Here is a 15949-nt window from a genome sequence, read left to right as displayed (position 1 = left end):
TTCAATATGTCTATCTTCTTATACGAAATAATCGACATAAAGTTTCATTGAAAATTAATCCCTTACATAAATTTTACTGCTATTTGTGAACTTTCTCAATGATAATACATAGAATAAGTGAGTTGTTTCGATGAATAAGTCGGTTTTGCTATCCTAAGGAGCCATTCTGACATCGGAATGAGCGATTTTTTGCATCTCGGTCCCAGAATAGAGGAGCGTAATTTGATTCAAGAGCGGCTTCTGCCTCAAAGCGAGCGGTTAAGTGAGATCCATGAGCGGCTCCAACTCGAAAAGGAGCGGTTTATTCTCTAAGAAGAGCATCTACATCCAAAATGAATGAGTCTTGTATGAAACTTTTTCCAAATGAATTCGTAACTGATACAAAGGGGGATATAGGATGACGAAAATTTTTCTGGTGTCTATTACAAAAAATATGGATGAACCAGTAAGTGAACAGAAAGTGAAAGAAAAAGTCTTTGAGAAAAAATCAAAATTAAAAGCCTATTTAAACAAAGAAGGCTATATGAAGGAATCTAAAAATCAATATGTGAAAATCACTGATGAATCGATATTAGTTGCTGCCATTCAAAAAATAAAAATCAAAAAATGATGATAGGTCATGTTCTTAAGAGCATGACTTTTTTGATTTCAATAAATAGGAGAGGAGGCATCATTCAAAGAACCCATAGCCCAGTGTCAGCTCTCTAGAAAAACGGCTTCCAATTTGAATCTTTTTCGTCTTTTTCGTTTGGTTTTCTTACAAACGCAATACATCGTTCTTCGCATGCACCCAATCTAATATACAAATTGCACATATCTGGTAAGTATTTAGTAGTTTTTCATGCATTATATCCGCAACAAGGACAAGTAAATTGTATTACTTCCTATGTGACAATAAAACGCCGTGTTAGTTTAAAATTTGTTGAACCCAACAACACTACAAAAAAGCCAGACATTAAACAATGTCTGACTCCATACGTATATAGCCTTTTAAATCATCGTATAATTCTAAAGAAAATGAATTGGAATTGGCTTGGGGACTAACGCCTTTTTGGACAAAAAGGAGAAATTCATTGAGTGCCTTTTCTGAGCCCTCCACTTCCACTTCAATTTGCTCTGCGTCATTCAATCGACAGTATCCTTTTAACCCTAATTCAATAGCTTTTTGCTTGATGAAGAATCGGTAGCCTGTGCCATAGACATCACCAAAAAATTTTATACTTGCTCGTTTGTTCAAGGGAATACCTCCTACTTAATAGAGGAGAGGGGCGAACCTCTCCTTTTATTGCATGACACGTTCTTTTTCTAAATAGGCAATTAAGTTATTAATGTGATAAAGTACATGCTTAGATGCCTCATCGACTTCTTTTAGATGAACATCAGCTTGTTCGATATGACCCGCTTTATGGGCTTCAGCCGCAAGCTTCGCTGATTCATGGACGCGTAAATGATAGCCATCTAATTCATGATAGTCCTGTAAATGACCGAAACGTTCGACTGTACGAGGCGCAGTGTACCATTTGCCAAGTCGACAGTCTCTATGAGAAGAAACATCGCTTGGATCAACGTTTTCTAGGCCAAGGAACATGTTATAAATGCGCCATTTCCATAAAATATGATCCGCCTTCGATAATTGTAGTAGGGCAATAGATGAAAGCTGTACATTATTGTTAGCAATAAGATCATTACGGAAACGGTTAATTTCTTTCCCTAATAAATGAATATCGCTGGATGTATTATGACTATAATCACGAATATCTTCCTGCAAGCTTGAAATTTCGATCATTCTTGCTGAAACTTCATCAATCGCGGCTGCTTGTTCCTGGGAAATGGCAGCCGTATTTGTCACATCTAAATTAATACCCTCAATCGCTTGAACAATGGCATTTAATAATGGTAACGAATCTTTTGCTTCAACGGTTGCTTCTTTAATAATAGCTGTCGTATCTGTAATTGAGTTAGAAACATCATTCGAATAACTCTTTAAATGATGAACATTTGCGGATACTTCACTTAGCGCAGCTACCGTGTTTTCAGCAAGCTTTCGTACTTCCTGTGCAACGACCGCAAAGCCTTTCCCATGTTCACCTGCACGCGCTGCTTCAATGGAGGCATTAAGTGCGAGTAGATTCGTTTGATCGGCGATTTGATTGATTAATGTGACAACCTGCTCAATATCATTTACCCTTTTTTGTAATTCCGAAAATGAGTCAACAATGGATGTAAAGGTCTCCTCTGTTTTAAAAATCTCCGATAGGGCATGCTCAATAGCATTTTTACCTTTTGTAGCATGGTCAACAGATTCAGTTGTTTTCTCTGATATATGAGAAGACATGCGTGCAACCTCATTGATAGAAGCTGCAATCTGTTCTGTTGCAGCAGTAGAGGATTGAATCTCTTCATTTTGCTTATCTAGGCTAAAGACTAAATCCTTCATGTACATAATTTTGGCATTGACATCCATTAAAGAAGATACTTCTCCTACCACATTTTCAATAATGCGTTCTGTTAACACTTCCACTAACAATTCTTGATCGACATTGACAGCGGATTGGAATGATTTCATATATTGAAATGCTTTATTTGGCTTGATACCAAAATTGTGTAAAATATATGTAGTAATATAGAAGGCAAATTGGTTGAAGACAACAATTAATTTACCAGGCTCGTATTGATGCTTGCGGAATAGATTGAAAAATTTGACAGTTTCATCTACATAATGATCATCACGAGTTGCTAAGAAAAACTGTGTTAAGTATTGATTAATATTTTCTTCACTAATGATTAATTGAGAGGTAGGGGATATCTCGCTTAAATAATGATGAAAAATGGCATTCATGGAAGGGGTAATGTCTTTGAGCTTTTGATAGAGTGCCTTTAAGTGCTCCTCATCTTGTGAAGTGAAATGATTGAATGCCAGTGTTTGGTAAAATCGGCCTGTTGCATGTAAATCTGTACCACGTTTGAGTAGTTCTTCTAGCTCTGCTTTAGGTCGAATACTTGAAAACATAAAAATACCTCCAAAAAGTATGTATAATAAGGTAATAATAGCATAATTCAGGTGGTTTTAATAGACATTTCAGTTGTGTTTGCTAAAATGAAACTATCTTATGACAGCAAGGAATGGGCAAATATGTATACAATTATTTACATGAAAGCGGACTATGAGCCTTGGTGGAAATTTGAAGGCTGGGAAGCTTATATTCAAACTGAAGATACATTTGACACGAAGGAGCTCTTTGAACGTGCATTACAACAAAAATTAGCGCATTTTCGTTCCTCTTACGATAATGAGGCAGCCAAAGAGGAGCAGTATTGGGCTTTTTGGTCTGAGGATGAAAGCTTTTACTGTGAGGCTTGCGATGATGATGCACAAGTATATCATGGGATAATTGCGTGTAAAATAGAAGAGAAGTAAAAAAATTTTGAAAAAAAGTAAAAAAGATTTTTTCTTTATTTGACAAAATTATGGATGGCAGTTATACTTAACTTAACAATTTAATTGCTTCACCGGAAACATGAATTCACATATTACAAAAAGTGATCGCGTTAGTTCGGTACTCTTTGTAATATGTGAATTTTTTTCAATCGCTGAAGAAATTACATATTGTTCACTTTTATTTTTTGGAGGTTTTCTTAAATGAAACAAGGTACAGTAAAATGGTTTAACTCAGAAAAAGGTTTTGGATTCATCGAAGTTGAAGGTGAAAACGACGTATTCGTACACTTCTCAGCTATCCAAGGCGAAGGTTTTAAAACTCTTGACGAAGGTCAAAAAGTGGAATTCGAAGTTGTAGATGGCAACCGCGGACCACAAGCTGCTAACGTAACTAAACTTTAATTCTCAGTAATTAAAATTACTTCGTTAAACCCAAGACATCCTATGCAAATAGGATGTCTTTTTTGTATCATTTGCAAGTTTAAGGATTACAAATCCTATTTTAGGTTAAATATATAGTAGTGGCGGATAGCCATGCAAAAGTAAAGGATAGCGCTATAAAAGTAGCGGATAGCCATGTGAAACTGAAGGATACCTGCACAAAAGTAGCGGATAACCCCATAAAATGGAGGGTAGCCCCGCCAAAATAGCGCATCGCTTGTAAAGAAGGAGGCAGATGAATGTGAATAATGAAGAAAAATTGCCTGAAGAACAGGAGCAACAAGATTTTTATCAGAAACTACGTACAAAATTAGTAACTTTTCTTGGGTCGAAAAAGGGAAAAAGTAACAAGTTTACTCCGTATTTAATGTTTGTGCCTGATTTATTTCATTTGTTAATTAAAACAGTAACCGATGCGGGTGTAGATAAAAAGAGTCGTGCATTAATTGGGGCATCCATTGCGTATTTTGTATTACCAATGGATTTAATGCCAGAAGGACTGCTAGGCTTTGGTGGCTATTTAGATGATGTTGTACTAGCAACTTTTGTGGTAAATACCATTATTAATAAGTTGGGTCCAGATGTAGTGGAAAAGCACTGGACAGGGGATGACAAGCTTTTACATGTGCTACAAAAGGTTGCAGAAGTAAGTGATGAGGTAGTCAGTAAAATTCCTGTAAAATCACCAATTGCTCAGTTCGTCAAGCAAGAAAGTAAAGATAAATAATAATATTATGTAAACCTAAGACGCCCTATAAAAATGAACCTTATTACAGGTTCATTTTTTATTGCTCTTCTAATAAATTTCGGAGTTGTTGTACAGGTACAAATAGGCCAACATTTCCAATGGGCTCATATTTCATCGTGGCAAAGATAACCCCAATGACCTCACCATGTTGATCGATTACAGGGCTACCACTATTGCCCCGATAAACAGGAGCTTTTAGCATCCTAACTGGCTCCTGCCAATCTTCTAATTGAATGGCTTCTAGCAATGTTCCTTCATTAGCGATGCCGGTGAAAGCAAGTGGATTTCCAATAAAATAGACATGTTCATTAACAGTGTAAGGTGGATCTTCTGCAAGAGGTAGATAGGGAAGTTGCTCAGCTTGCACCTGTACAAAGGCTAAATCTACGGCTGGATAGCTCTCGATTAATGTTGCTTCCATCAGTCCCTCATCAGGAAAGACAACTGATAATGTTGTGGCATGTTCGACAACATGGGCGTTGGTGACAATCAGACCATCTGGTGAGATGGCAAAACCAGTGCCTTTACTGGAGCCTGTTGAAATTTCAACGACTGCCTTTTTATAGGTTTGTATATCCTCTTGTGCAGAGAGCCGCGTTGAAACCTTGATAAATTCAAGCGCAGGTATGGAGTAGATTTGAAAAATGAGGGCAAATGTATTGAAAAACAGCACTAGTGCCATACCCCACACGATCCAGCGTACAAGAGGCTTTTGTTTTTTTGGCTTTTTTCCATAAATGCGTTCTTCTCGCGCCTGTGCTAATGCTTTTTGCTGTTCCTCGAGTACAAGTTCAATAAATTCTTCTTCCGTTAATTCATCTTGCTTTGGTGTTGCATTATGTATATCACTCATTGATTGGCCTCCTTTGCTAAAAAACAGACGCCCAAGCAGGACGCCTCTTTTCTTTCAATTATTCTATTTTTTGCAAGGTTGATGTCACAACAAATGGCTCATCTTGCTCTGTTTCCATCGTATCCTCTTTGCGAATTAGACCAATGTCCTTTGCAAAATATTTGGTTGTGGTCATTTGATCTTCAGAGCGACTTAGCTGGATGACATCTTGATAGACCGTTGTACCAGTATCAACAGTAGCGGTCGTTGATTCAATGGTCCAACCTTGAAAGCTTGTCCCGACTTGTAAAGGCTTTTGAAGTACGGTTTCCAGTACAGGATAAGATGCTGCCTCAGCTGCACTTGGCATGCTTGGATTACTGTCAACAGGTTCTCGATAGACAAGATCAATACTTGTATCCGTTATGCGGTAGATTTTTAATAGTGTCACACCACCATTATCCTCTATTTGTACGATATGCTGTGTATCGAGGTAGGTAGTTTTTAGTGTGAAGCTAGCAAATTCATTTCCTTCCCCTTGAAAAGAAGCAACAGATCCATCAGGTGGAAAATAGGAGAGAAGTGACGTTTGATCTTGTTCCACTGCTTGCTTGTCTTCCACAGATGGTGTTGGAGCTGGCACAGGCTCTTCCTGAACTTCTTCACGACAGCCAGCCAGTAAAAATACTACAGAAAGTACTAGAACAGGGTATCTCATGGGCACACTCCTTCGCTATTTTCTTTCATTATACGTGAACGAGGAGTGTTATACGAATAATATGAGATTATATAAATAATATTATTATGTAAACTATTAAATGAAAACTTGTAACAGCATGGAAAATTATCTATGATAGAAATGAAGTGAAAAAATGGGGGGCAAAGACATGTATAGACATGTAGATGATTTCTTACAAGAATGGTCAAATGCATCAAACGGGACACTACAGGTATTACAGGCTTTAACAGATGACAAGCTTCAGCAAAGCATTATAGAGGGTCACAGTACACTTGGTTGGTTAGGCTGGCATTTAGTTGGAGCAGCAGGTTATTTTAGCTATCTAGCAGGCTTAAAAGTACCAATGATTCGCCAAGAAGATCCTGTGCCAACGACTGCGGCTGAGATCGTGACAGCCTATGAAAGCGTAGCAAATGGTATTAAAGAGGAAGTGGCTAAACTTTCGAATGAAGAGTTACTAGAGGTAGTAACAGGCTTTAAAGCGCCGATGCCAAAAGGGGCTTTATTACGTGTATTAATTGACCATCAAACACATCATCGTGGACAAATGACGGTCCTACTACGTCAAGCAGGTTTACCAGTACCTGGCGTGATGGGACCAACAAAGGAAATGCAATAATCACGCGAGCAGCAGATAAATCGTTTATCTGCTGCATTTTTTAGATTGACACTTACCTACTAGTAAGTTAGTATAAAGCCATGACAAATAGAAAAATGCAAATTATAGAATTAACATTGAAGAATATTCAGGAAAAAGGATTCACATCATTTAGTTATGAGCATTTAGCAAAGGAGCTTGGCGTCACGAAAGCCAGTATTCACTATCATTTCGAGAAGAAGGGAGACTTAGGGATTGCTGTTTGCGAAAGAATTCAACAAGGATTAGAGAGAACTTTTACATTGATGAAGGAGTCGACTTTGCCAGCTGAGGAAAAGCCATTTGCCTTTATTATGCAGCGAATAAAATTTCTAGAGCAAGACGGCATTTGCCCTATATCAGCTTTACAGGCGGATTATCAAGAATTACCGCAACCAATGCAAGAAAAGCTTCAGCAGCTTAGTCAAATGGAAATCGATGTCTTTGTTGAGCTATTGAAAGATGCTAAACAACAGGGCGCACTCCAAGCTACTAATGATTTGGAGGCTCTAGCTGTATTACTTATTTCAAGTACGAAAGGGGCATTACAATATAAACGTGTTGTAGGAGAAGCATTCTTTCAAAAGATGCTGGAGCAATTAAAGGAACTGTTAAAGTAAGACATGATACGAGAAGGAGCGATGTGCATGGTACGAAGAGTCGTTGTTACTGGATATGGTGTTGTTTCCCCGTTAGGTAATTCAGTATCAGCCTTATGGGAGAATATTAAGGCAGGAAAATCAGGGATTCAAAAAATTCAAGGGGAGGCATTCAGCGGCATTAATACGCAAATTGCTGGGACGAGTAAGGATTTCGATGCAACGCTGTATATGGATAAAAAAGAAATCAGTAAATATGATCTATTTGTGCAATATGCTGTTGCTGCTGCCCAGCAAGCTCTGACACAAGCCAATTTAAATATGGATCAGGTAGATAAGGAACGTTTAGGCGTTTACATTGGCTCTGGCATTGGGGGCATTGAAACGATTTTAGAAAATCATCAAGCGATGCTCAATCAAGGGCCTAGGAAGGTGTCACCATTTATGGTGCCGATGATGATTAGCAATATGGCTGCAGGAATACTAGCAATCAAAACGGGCTTTAAAGGACCAAGCTTTTCACCTGTTTCTGCCTGTGCGACAGGAAACCAGGCGATTGGAGAAGCTTTCTTAGCGATTCGACATGGCTATGCGGATGGCATTTTAGCAGGCGGAGCGGAGGCACCGATTAATCCACTTAGCTTTGCAGGATTCTCCCGCATGAAAGCCATGTCCACTAGGAATGAAGAGCCAACAAAGGCCAGTCGACCATTCGATAGCGAGCGGGATGGCTTTGTCATGTCTGAAGGAGCTGGCATCGTATTCCTAGAGGAGTATGAACACGCCAAACAAAGGGGTGCTACGATTCTGGGTGAGATTGTTGGCTATGGTGTGACAACAGATGCTTATCATATTACAGCTCCTGATTTTACGGGTGCTGCCAATGCCATGAAGCTGGCATTAAAAATGGGTGCTATCGATGGGGCAGCTATCGATTATATCAACGCACACGGCACAAGTACTCCAGAGGGAGATAAATCTGAAACAAAGGCTATTAAACACGTTTTTGGTGACCATGCCTATCAACTAAAGGTTAGCTCCACAAAATCGATGACAGGACATCTATTTGGCGCGGCCGGTGGAATTGAAGCCATTATTACATTGAAAAGTATAATGGAGGGCATTATTCCACCAACCATCAATTATGAAACACCAGATCCCGAATGTGATTTAAACTATGTTCCTAATGAGGCACTTCATCAAGACGTTAACTTTGCGCTATCGAATGGGTTTGGCTTTGGTGGTCATAATGCTGTGCTAGCATTTAAAAAATTTGAGGAATAAGGCATTAGCTTAGCTAAAAAGAGTGGTATGAATTTAATTGTTCATACCATTTTTTATGTTTGTTTTATCAACTTGAAAAGAGAAGAGGGAACTTAAGCTATTGCAAGTCAATAAGTTTTCCTTATGAGAAATAGCTAGAAATTCGTATTATAACTTATAGTTAGAGTATGGTAAATTCAAAGGAAAAGGGGGATAAATGATGCGAATCTTTGATGCACACTTTCATATCATTGACTTTAATTTTCCGATTATCGAAAATCAAGGTTATACGCCACCAAGCTATGTAGTAGAGGATTATCAAAAGGACACAGTGAGTCTCCAGATAGCGGGAGGCGCCATTGTATCAGGATCTTTTCAAGGATTTGACCAAGCCTATCTTTTAAAAGCATTGAAACAACTTGGTCCCACGTTTTGTGGGGTAACGCAATTACCTAATACGGTCACGGATGATGAAATTGTACATTTACATAACAATGGGGTACGGGCATTACGCTTTAATAGTAGACGAGGTGGCTCAGAGGATTTATCACAGCTAGAAACCTTTGCACGACGGGTTTATGATTTGGTGGGCTGGCATAGTGAATTATATATCGATGCGAAGGAAATACCGGAGATAGCCTCGACAATTGAAGCATTACCAGCCATCTCCATCGATCATTTAGGGTTGTCGGAAGAAGGGCTGCCACATTTATTAAAGCTTGTTGATAAGGGAGTACGTGTCAAGGCGACTGGCTTTGGTCGTGTGGAGCTGGATGTGAAGCATGCTTTACAAGCGATTTATAATGCTAATCCAGATGCCCTCATGTTTGGAACAGATTGCCCGTCTACAAGAGCTAAACGACCTTTTAATTATGGGGATGTGGAATTGATTCAACAGCTATTTGATCAACAGGCTGCTGATAAAATCCTCTACAAGAATGCGCTGCAATGGTATTTTCAGCGTTGAATATAAAAAAGAATCCATGTTGGCATGAAAATGGATTCTTTTTTAATTATGACGGTACTAAGCATTTCGATAGTTGGCAAACATTATTTCATTATAATACTGATCTAATTGAGGCATACCCAGCTCTTTTGCGATCATTAGCTCAGCCTCTCGGTCATATGCTACTCTAATAAATTGGATGGCATTGTTTGACTGTGTTCCATCTAGAATGGCATAGGAAGCAGAAGTTAGGTCAAGTGAATTACCAACACTCCCTACATTACAAAGAATTCCTTGTTTATATGTATGTAAAAAAGTTGTATGGATATCGCCATAGAACACAATATCAGGATGTTTCTTGTAATGGCTTGAATTGGTTACTGCCGTATTCTCAAACATAGATAAACGCTTTTCAAGTGGATGATTTGGTAGGATACGTTCAAATTCACTTCTTGGAGACGCATGGAAAAATCTTATGAGCTGTTCATTTAATTCAAGATCAATATGGAAGGGTAATGACCCGAGATATTGATAGTCTTTTGCTGTTAATCGATCTTTAAACCATTGGAGAAAATCATTGTCAGTAGGGGATTGAATAAATACGTCCCAATTGCCTCGTACGACTTGTTCACAATTCTGTTGGATAAGTTCTATACAGGCAGATCCTTGAGGGCCCTTGCCGATTAAATCACCTAAACAAAAAATTCTGTCAATCTTTCTTAAGCGAATGTCTTTTAATACGGCCTCTAATGCCGTTTTATTCCCATGAATATCTGATATAATTGCAATTTTCTTCACGAAGATTACCCCCTCATTAATGCTATACTATATAGTTCAATAAAAATCCTTTTAATCCTTTAAAAACCATATAAACACAAAAGACAAAAAAATCCTCTACCCACTATGGGTAGAGGATTTTTGTAAAGCTTAGCTTAAGCCTTGGCTATCTTTCCACTCTAGGAATTCATCATATGTTAACTGCTTATCTAAAATAGAGCCGTCTTCACGGATTTCGATGACACGGTTAGCAATTGTTTGGATGAACTGATGGTCATGTGATGTGAAAATCATTGCGCCTTTGAAACGAATTAAGCCTTCGTTCAATGCTTGAATTGATTCAAGGTCAAGGTGGTTCGTAGGTTCATCTAATAAAATAACATTTGCTGTCGCAAGCATCATTTTCGATAGCATACAACGTACCTTTTCGCCCCCAGAAAGAACAGCAGGGGATTTCTTCACTTCTTCACCAGAGAACAGCATACGTCCTAGGAAACCACGAAGGAAGCTTTCTGTTTCATCGTCTGGAGAATATTGACGTAACCATTCTACTAATGTTTTTTCAGAACCTTCGAAGTACTTGTCATGATCGTTTTCGAAGTAGCTTTGAGATGTCGTTACACCCCATTTAAATGTGCCAGCATCCGCTTCTTTTTCTTCCATTAAAATATCAAGAAGTGCTGTTTTCGCCATTGGGCTACCAAGTAAAACAATTTTATCTTCTTTGTTCATCGAGAAGCGCATGTCCTTGAATAGCGTTTCGCCTTCATGACTTGCTGTTAGACCGTCTACTGTTAGGACATCGTTACCAATTTCACGCCCGATTTGGAAGTTGATGAATGGATATTTACGGCTTGATGGCTTAATATCATCAAGCTCAATTTTATCAAGCATTTTTTTACGAGATGTTGCTTGCTTCGATTTAGAAGCATTGGCAGAGAAACGTGCGATAAACGCTTGTAATTCTTTAATTTTCTCTTCTTTTTTCGCATTTTGGTCTTGTGCCATTTTTTGCGCTAATTGAGAAGATTCATACCAGAAATCATAGTTCCCTACATATAATTGGATTTTAGAGAAGTCCAAATCCGCAATATGTGTACATACTTTATTTAAGAAGTGACGGTCATGGGATACAACAATAACTGTATTCTCAAAGTTAATCAGGAACTCTTCCAGCCACTGAATTGCCTTTAAGTCAAGGTGGTTGGTAGGCTCATCGAGTAATAGTACATCAGGCTGACCAAACAGTGCCTGTGCCAGTAATACTTTAACTTTGTCAGAACCTTCAAGATCGCCCATTAGCATGTAATGAAGATCATCGGAGATACCTAAACCGTTTAATAGTGTAGCCGCTTCTGAATCAGCTTCCCAACCGTTTAGCTCTGCAAATTCACCTTCTAACTCTGCAGCACGCATGCCATCCTCATCTGAGAAATCTTCCTTTGCATAGATAGCGTCTTTTTCTGTTTTTACGTCATATAGGCGCTTATTCCCCATAATAACTGTGTCGAGCACTGTATGCTCATCGTATTCGAAGTGGTTTTGTTTCAGGACTGATAAACGTTCGTCCTTACCCATTGATACATTTCCTTCCTGCGCTTCAATTTCACCAGAAAGGATTTTTAAAAATGTTGATTTACCAGCACCATTTGCCCCAATTAAACCGTAGCAATTGCCTGGTGTGAATTTTATATTTACGTCTTCAAATAGTTTACGATCGCCATAGCGAAGACCTACATTACTAACTTGAATCATGCAAGTTCCTCCTTTTTTCACAATGGCTCTAGTATAGCATGAAATATGTTCCATAGTCTATAAACATTATTAAATCAAGGTTTGGCGTTCTTTCCGCATTTTTTGTTAAACATAAACTGAATAAAGATACAATAAAAAAGTTAAATTTGGTGTAACTTTCTTTGAGAGTAAGGCGTCTATATTGTAGTGTGATTAACTATTTTTGAAAAAGAATAGAAAAATTACATCATTTACCACGGGGATTTTAGTTGCTTATTCACAAAGGTTTCGGCTAGAATGATTCTGACTGTTTATATGTCAAGTAAATCATCACTGGTGCCCACAAGCCCATCCCCGTTTTGAATGCCAGCTATTCGTGGCTCTTTCATTTATACTAGATAGATGTTGCTAAAGTTAGACGAAAAACATCACAATCCTCATAAATGATTTCATTCATTTTTCTTGATGATAATTTCATATAAGAATGCTGTAAGCTAAAGAATTAGTCGTTGTTGGTATTGATATGCCTGCGTTCAACTAGGACATTCAGCCCTTGTGGCGGGAATGATGATTAAATAAACACATCGATGGAAATTTTAACAATTGGAGGTATATTATGGGTAAGGGCTTATTATGGACAGCCACTTGTGTAATAGTAGTTTTACTTGGGTTTGGTAGCTACTATTTTATTAAAGAAATAACAAACTCTATGGCATACAATAAATTAGTAGATGAGTATAAAAAGCCAGAACCAATTGAACATATAGAGGAAGAATATGATGTTATTGTCATCGGTGGTGAACCAGAGGGTGTGGCTGCGGCTGTGGCTGCGGCTCGAAATGGTGCGAAAACATTGCTAGTCGAAAAACGACAAGAGTTAGGTGGATTATTTACATATGGTATGCTGAATTTCCTCGACATTCCTCGTAATGGCCGTAACAACTCGATTAGTGAGGGAATATTTAAGGAATGGCATGAGCTTGTTAGAGGGAATGACGCTTTTGGCATTGTAGGTGCCAAGGCAGCCTTTAAAAAGCTGATCGATGAAGAGCCCAACTTAACGTTATCCGTGCAAACCGAGGTTGTGAAAGCAAATGTCAAACAACAACAATTAACGTCTGTGGAATTAAAAAATGAGTACGGTACATATGTTGTGACGGGGAAATCATTCATAGATGCTACACAGGATGCTGATTTTGCTGCTTTGTCGGGCGTACCTTTCTTTGTAGGTGGCGAAGATATTGGCATAAAAGATAAGCGCATGGCCGTGACTTTAATGCTACATCTAAAAAATGTCAATTGGGATGAAGTAAAAAAAGCGGCTAATTCCGGTGTATTTGGCGGTGCTAATTTAAATCATACGGTGATGTGGGGCTTTACAAAGCTGCATGATGAATACAAGCCATTACAAGAGGGCACAAGATTACGAGGGTTAAACTTAGCTCGTGTAGATGATGAATATTTCATCAATGCTTTACAGATTTTTGGTATTGATGGTTTGAATGAATCCGCCAAACAAGCGGCCATTGTCGCTGGGAAGAAAGAAACGTTACACATTCTAAAATATTTACAAACAAACTTCCCAGGGTTTGAAAAGGCTGAAATTGTCAGCTATCCAGAAGAACTCTACGTCCGAGAAACAAGACATATTTGGGCAGAGTATCAATTACCAATGGCAGACCTGTGGAAAAATAGTGATCAGTGGGATAGCATTGGCATTGCCTCTTATCCAGTCGATGTGCAAGCGCAAACGCCTCATGATTATGGCTATGTGATCGCTGCACCAAAGCAATATGCTATTCCTTTCCGTTCGTTAGTACCGAAGGATATTGATGGCTTACTGGTTGTCGGACGCTCTGCTGGTTATTCATCACTTGCAGCTGGTAGTGCACGTATTGTTCCAACAGGGATGGTAACAGGTGAAGCGGCTGGGACTGCGGCTGCTCTTATACAGAAGCACGATGTAACCTTTAGAGACATGAGTAAGGATAAACCATTAATCGCTACATTACGAAAGCAATTGGCTAAACAAGGTGCCTATGTTGATTCATTTTCAATTGAGTATCCATATCAAGGAGAATGGTATGATGAAGCCATTCAAACGCTCATTAATTACGGCCTTGTAGTAGGCGGCTATGATAATGACCTAAAAGTAAACAGTAAGGCGACGAAAATAAAGTTTGCTAAAATGTTAAAAGAGAGTATGCTACGTGCTGGTGGAGAAAGTGCATCAGGAATGAAGGATCAGCTCGAAATTGTCATCAATAAAGTTTATAATCAAGGCGATGAAGCCATTGAGCGAGATGAGCTAGCCCAGTATTTGGCTGATGTTCTCATCGGTGAATCCAATGCGACAAGCTGGGATACATTAGTAGAAAAAGGAATGGTCACGGAGAAAGTAGCGAAGAAAGTCTCTGACAATAAGGAATTAAAATTAAAAGAGATGTATGCGATTATGGCTGATGTGATTCATTATGTAGAAAAGAAACACTCCTCTTCTTGAGGAATGTTTCTTTTTTTCTATTGTCCATCCTTTTGATCCAATTGATAGCTTATATATGTTAGCACTGAAGCTATGAGTGCTAAAATTCCACCAGCCCATGAAAGTTTGTCTAGACTACCCGTGGCAACGACAATCCCACCAATTGCAGCCCCTAATGCAATGCCCACATTAACGGCTACAGGGGTTAACGAGGATGCAAAGTCTTTGGCAGACGGGGAATACCTTTCTGCTAGATCCATGAAGTATAGTTGAACAGTTGCATTCACAGCATAAAGCATGATAGCCATTAACATAATACTCGTGAGTCCCAGCCATGTGGAGGACATCGTGAAATAGAGGGTAAATAAGATAATGGCCTGAAAGATGAATGTATAACGCAATTTACTAAGACCATTATGTTGAGCGATCTTGCCAGCTAAAAGATTACTAAAGATCGAAAAAAAACCATAGATTAAGAGAACAATACTTATATATTTCGTATCAATCCCAAGTTTGTTTTCTAAAATTGGCGTAATAAAAGTATAGATTGTGTATGTTCCAGCAATCGTAAAAACAGGAATGAAGAATGCTAGAATGATTTTAGGTTGCTTAAATAAACTTAATTGGTCTGATAGCGAACCTTTTGTTCCTTTACTATTCCGAGGTAGCACAAAGAGGCTGATGACAAAGGCAATCCCTCCTAATAGAGCCGTTAACCAGAATGTCATATGCCAATTACTCCATTGACCCACCATCGTTCCTAGCGGTACACCCATAACGTTGGCAATGGTAAAACCAGCAAATATTAAGGCAATGATAGAGGATCTTTTTTCCTTTGGCATATTATCATTTGCTAAAGACATAGATAATGCTGTTAGCACACCGCTGACAACAGCCGTAACAACTCTAGAAGTCATTAAAATACCATAGGAACTAGCTAAGGCACTTACTATATTTCCAAGTATAAAGATAGCAATGAACAGTAACATGAGTGGATATTTTGCAAATCTACTAACAAAACCGGTTAAGATAGGTGTACCAATGGCATAGGCAATCGCAAATCCAGAAACTAAGGAACCAGCAGTGGCGATGGTAATGCCTAAATCTGTCGAAACCTCTGTTAATAATCCTACAATGACAAATTCACTTGTTCCCATGACAAAAGTTAATAATGTTAAGGTAAAGGCTAAAATTTTATGTTTATGACTAAGTGTATTTTCTTTCATCAAATAATGCTCTCCTTTTATATTTATATATCTAGAATAATCGATATATTATTCGAAACCTAATCAATATAGCGTATCTATTTATC

General features: G+C 38.4%; 16 protein-coding genes. 9 read left to right on the top strand and 7 right to left on the bottom strand.

Features of this window, described 5'->3' with window-relative positions; translation table 11 throughout:
* The first annotated feature begins 397 nt into the window (after positions 1-397).
* Positions 398-610, top strand: coding sequence for a hypothetical protein (locus NY607_RS18830; RefSeq protein WP_048392884.1), 213 nt, complete (start codon positions 398-400; stop codon positions 608-610).
* Between the two features lie 345 nt (positions 611-955).
* Here NY607_RS18830 and NY607_RS18825 read toward each other — a convergent pair whose 3' ends face one another.
* Positions 956-1237 (bottom strand): acylphosphatase, encoded by a 282-nt coding sequence (locus NY607_RS18825; protein WP_048392882.1) that lies wholly within the window; start codon positions 1235-1237, stop codon positions 956-958.
* 45 nt (positions 1238-1282) lie between these two features.
* Complete coding sequence (locus tag NY607_RS18820) at positions 1283-3010, bottom strand: globin-coupled sensor protein (protein ID WP_048392879.1); 1728 nt, start codon at positions 3008-3010, stop codon at positions 1283-1285.
* A gap of 123 nt (positions 3011-3133) precedes the next feature.
* Here NY607_RS18820 and NY607_RS18815 point away from each other — a divergent pair, with 123 nt between their 5' ends.
* The 3 genes from NY607_RS18815 to NY607_RS18805 all read left to right on the top strand — a co-directional run bounded on the left by NY607_RS18815 (position 3134) and on the right by NY607_RS18805 (position 4607).
* Positions 3134-3418, top strand: coding sequence for a DUF1033 family protein (locus NY607_RS18815; RefSeq protein WP_206542475.1), 285 nt, complete (start codon positions 3134-3136; stop codon positions 3416-3418).
* A 222-nt stretch (positions 3419-3640) separates the two neighbouring features.
* Complete coding sequence (locus tag NY607_RS18810; protein WP_004230088.1) at positions 3641-3841, top strand: cold-shock protein; 201 nt, start codon at positions 3641-3643, stop codon at positions 3839-3841.
* Between the two features lie 274 nt (positions 3842-4115).
* Positions 4116-4607 (top strand): YkvA family protein, encoded by a 492-nt coding sequence (locus tag NY607_RS18805; RefSeq protein WP_054548604.1) that lies wholly within the window; start codon positions 4116-4118, stop codon positions 4605-4607.
* Between the two features lie 58 nt (positions 4608-4665).
* On the opposite strand, the gene NY607_RS18800 is transcribed toward NY607_RS18805, so the two are convergent.
* Both NY607_RS18800 and NY607_RS18795 read right to left on the bottom strand, forming a co-directional pair.
* Entirely contained in the window at positions 4666-5481 is an 816-nt protein-coding gene (locus tag NY607_RS18800) for a S1C family serine protease (protein WP_103118108.1), read from the bottom strand.
* Between the two features lie 58 nt (positions 5482-5539).
* Positions 5540-6178 (bottom strand): hypothetical protein, encoded by a 639-nt coding sequence (locus NY607_RS18795; protein WP_048392874.1) that lies wholly within the window; start codon positions 6176-6178, stop codon positions 5540-5542.
* Positions 6179-6347: 169 nt separating this feature from the next.
* Between NY607_RS18795 and NY607_RS18790 the strand changes: the two genes are divergently transcribed.
* From NY607_RS18790 to NY607_RS18775, 4 genes are all read left to right on the top strand, one after another.
* The gene (locus tag NY607_RS18790) at positions 6348-6818 is read left to right on the top strand and encodes a DinB family protein (RefSeq protein WP_259420147.1); all 471 of its coding nucleotides are present in this window, start codon (positions 6348-6350) and stop codon (positions 6816-6818) included.
* Between the two features lie 80 nt (positions 6819-6898).
* Positions 6899-7456 carry a TetR/AcrR family transcriptional regulator gene (locus tag NY607_RS18785; RefSeq protein ID WP_016993630.1) on the top strand — a complete coding sequence of 186 codons (558 nt, stop codon included), beginning with the start codon at positions 6899-6901 and terminating at the stop codon, positions 7454-7456.
* A gap of 27 nt (positions 7457-7483) precedes the next feature.
* Positions 7484-8719, top strand: a complete 1236-nt coding sequence (fabF, locus tag NY607_RS18780; protein ID WP_259420146.1) for a beta-ketoacyl-ACP synthase II — start codon at positions 7484-7486, stop codon at positions 8717-8719.
* 199 nt (positions 8720-8918) lie between these two features.
* Positions 8919-9665: an amidohydrolase family protein gene (locus NY607_RS18775; protein ID WP_103118112.1), complete on the top strand. Its 747-nt coding sequence runs from the start codon at positions 8919-8921 to the stop codon at positions 9663-9665.
* Between the two features lie 57 nt (positions 9666-9722).
* On the opposite strand, the gene NY607_RS18770 is transcribed toward NY607_RS18775, so the two are convergent.
* Both NY607_RS18770 and NY607_RS18765 read right to left on the bottom strand, forming a co-directional pair.
* Entirely contained in the window at positions 9723-10442 is a 720-nt protein-coding gene (locus tag NY607_RS18770) for a metallophosphoesterase family protein (protein ID WP_048392870.1), read from the bottom strand.
* A 129-nt stretch (positions 10443-10571) separates the two neighbouring features.
* Positions 10572-12176: an ABC-F family ATP-binding cassette domain-containing protein gene (locus NY607_RS18765; RefSeq protein WP_004230062.1), complete on the bottom strand. Its 1605-nt coding sequence runs from the start codon at positions 12174-12176 to the stop codon at positions 10572-10574.
* A 595-nt stretch (positions 12177-12771) separates the two neighbouring features.
* Here NY607_RS18765 and NY607_RS18760 point away from each other — a divergent pair.
* Positions 12772-14658, top strand: a complete 1887-nt coding sequence (locus tag NY607_RS18760; RefSeq protein ID WP_305799923.1) for an FAD-dependent oxidoreductase — start codon at positions 12772-12774, stop codon at positions 14656-14658.
* 17 nt (positions 14659-14675) lie between these two features.
* Here the strand turns inward: NY607_RS18760 and NY607_RS18755 are convergent, their stop codons facing one another.
* Positions 14676-15863, bottom strand: coding sequence for an MFS transporter (locus NY607_RS18755; protein ID WP_237900967.1), 1188 nt, complete (start codon positions 15861-15863; stop codon positions 14676-14678).
* Positions 15864-15949: the final 86 nt, after the last annotated feature.

Source organism: Lysinibacillus sp. A4, assembly GCF_024919535.1.
GTDB lineage: Bacteria > Bacillota > Bacilli > Bacillales_A > Planococcaceae > Lysinibacillus > Lysinibacillus capsici.
The sequence above is the reverse complement of the archived record's forward strand: the minus strand, read 5'-3'. Positions and strand labels throughout refer to the sequence as shown.

What these genes read in the sequence shown, in the direction of transcription:
- NY607_RS18830 (WP_048392884.1), top strand. Translation starts at nt 398, where the DNA reads ATGACGAAAATTTTTCTGGTGTCTATTACAAAAAATATGGATGAACCA.
- NY607_RS18820 (WP_048392879.1), bottom strand. Translation starts at nt 3,010, where the DNA reads ATGTTTTCAAGTATTCGACCTAAAGCAGAGCTAGAAGAACTACTCAAA.
- NY607_RS18815 (WP_206542475.1), top strand. Translation starts at nt 3,134, where the DNA reads ATGTATACAATTATTTACATGAAAGCGGACTATGAGCCTTGGTGGAAA.
- NY607_RS18810 (WP_004230088.1), top strand. Translation starts at nt 3,641, where the DNA reads ATGAAACAAGGTACAGTAAAATGGTTTAACTCAGAAAAAGGTTTTGGA.
- NY607_RS18805 (WP_054548604.1), top strand. Translation starts at nt 4,116, where the DNA reads ATGAATGTGAATAATGAAGAAAAATTGCCTGAAGAACAGGAGCAACAA.
- NY607_RS18800 (WP_103118108.1), bottom strand. Translation starts at nt 5,481, where the DNA reads ATGAGTGATATACATAATGCAACACCAAAGCAAGATGAATTAACGGAA.
- NY607_RS18795 (WP_048392874.1), bottom strand. Translation starts at nt 6,178, where the DNA reads ATGAGATACCCTGTTCTAGTACTTTCTGTAGTATTTTTACTGGCTGGC.
- NY607_RS18790 (WP_259420147.1), top strand. Translation starts at nt 6,348, where the DNA reads ATGTATAGACATGTAGATGATTTCTTACAAGAATGGTCAAATGCATCA.
- NY607_RS18785 (WP_016993630.1), top strand. Translation starts at nt 6,899, where the DNA reads ATGACAAATAGAAAAATGCAAATTATAGAATTAACATTGAAGAATATT.
- fabF (WP_259420146.1), top strand. Translation starts at nt 7,484, where the DNA reads ATGGTACGAAGAGTCGTTGTTACTGGATATGGTGTTGTTTCCCCGTTA.
- NY607_RS18775 (WP_103118112.1), top strand. Translation starts at nt 8,919, where the DNA reads ATGCGAATCTTTGATGCACACTTTCATATCATTGACTTTAATTTTCCG.
- NY607_RS18765 (WP_004230062.1), bottom strand. Translation starts at nt 12,176, where the DNA reads ATGATTCAAGTTAGTAATGTAGGTCTTCGCTATGGCGATCGTAAACTA.
- NY607_RS18760 (WP_305799923.1), top strand. Translation starts at nt 12,772, where the DNA reads ATGGGTAAGGGCTTATTATGGACAGCCACTTGTGTAATAGTAGTTTTA.
- NY607_RS18755 (WP_237900967.1), bottom strand. Translation starts at nt 15,863, where the DNA reads ATGAAAGAAAATACACTTAGTCATAAACATAAAATTTTAGCCTTTACC.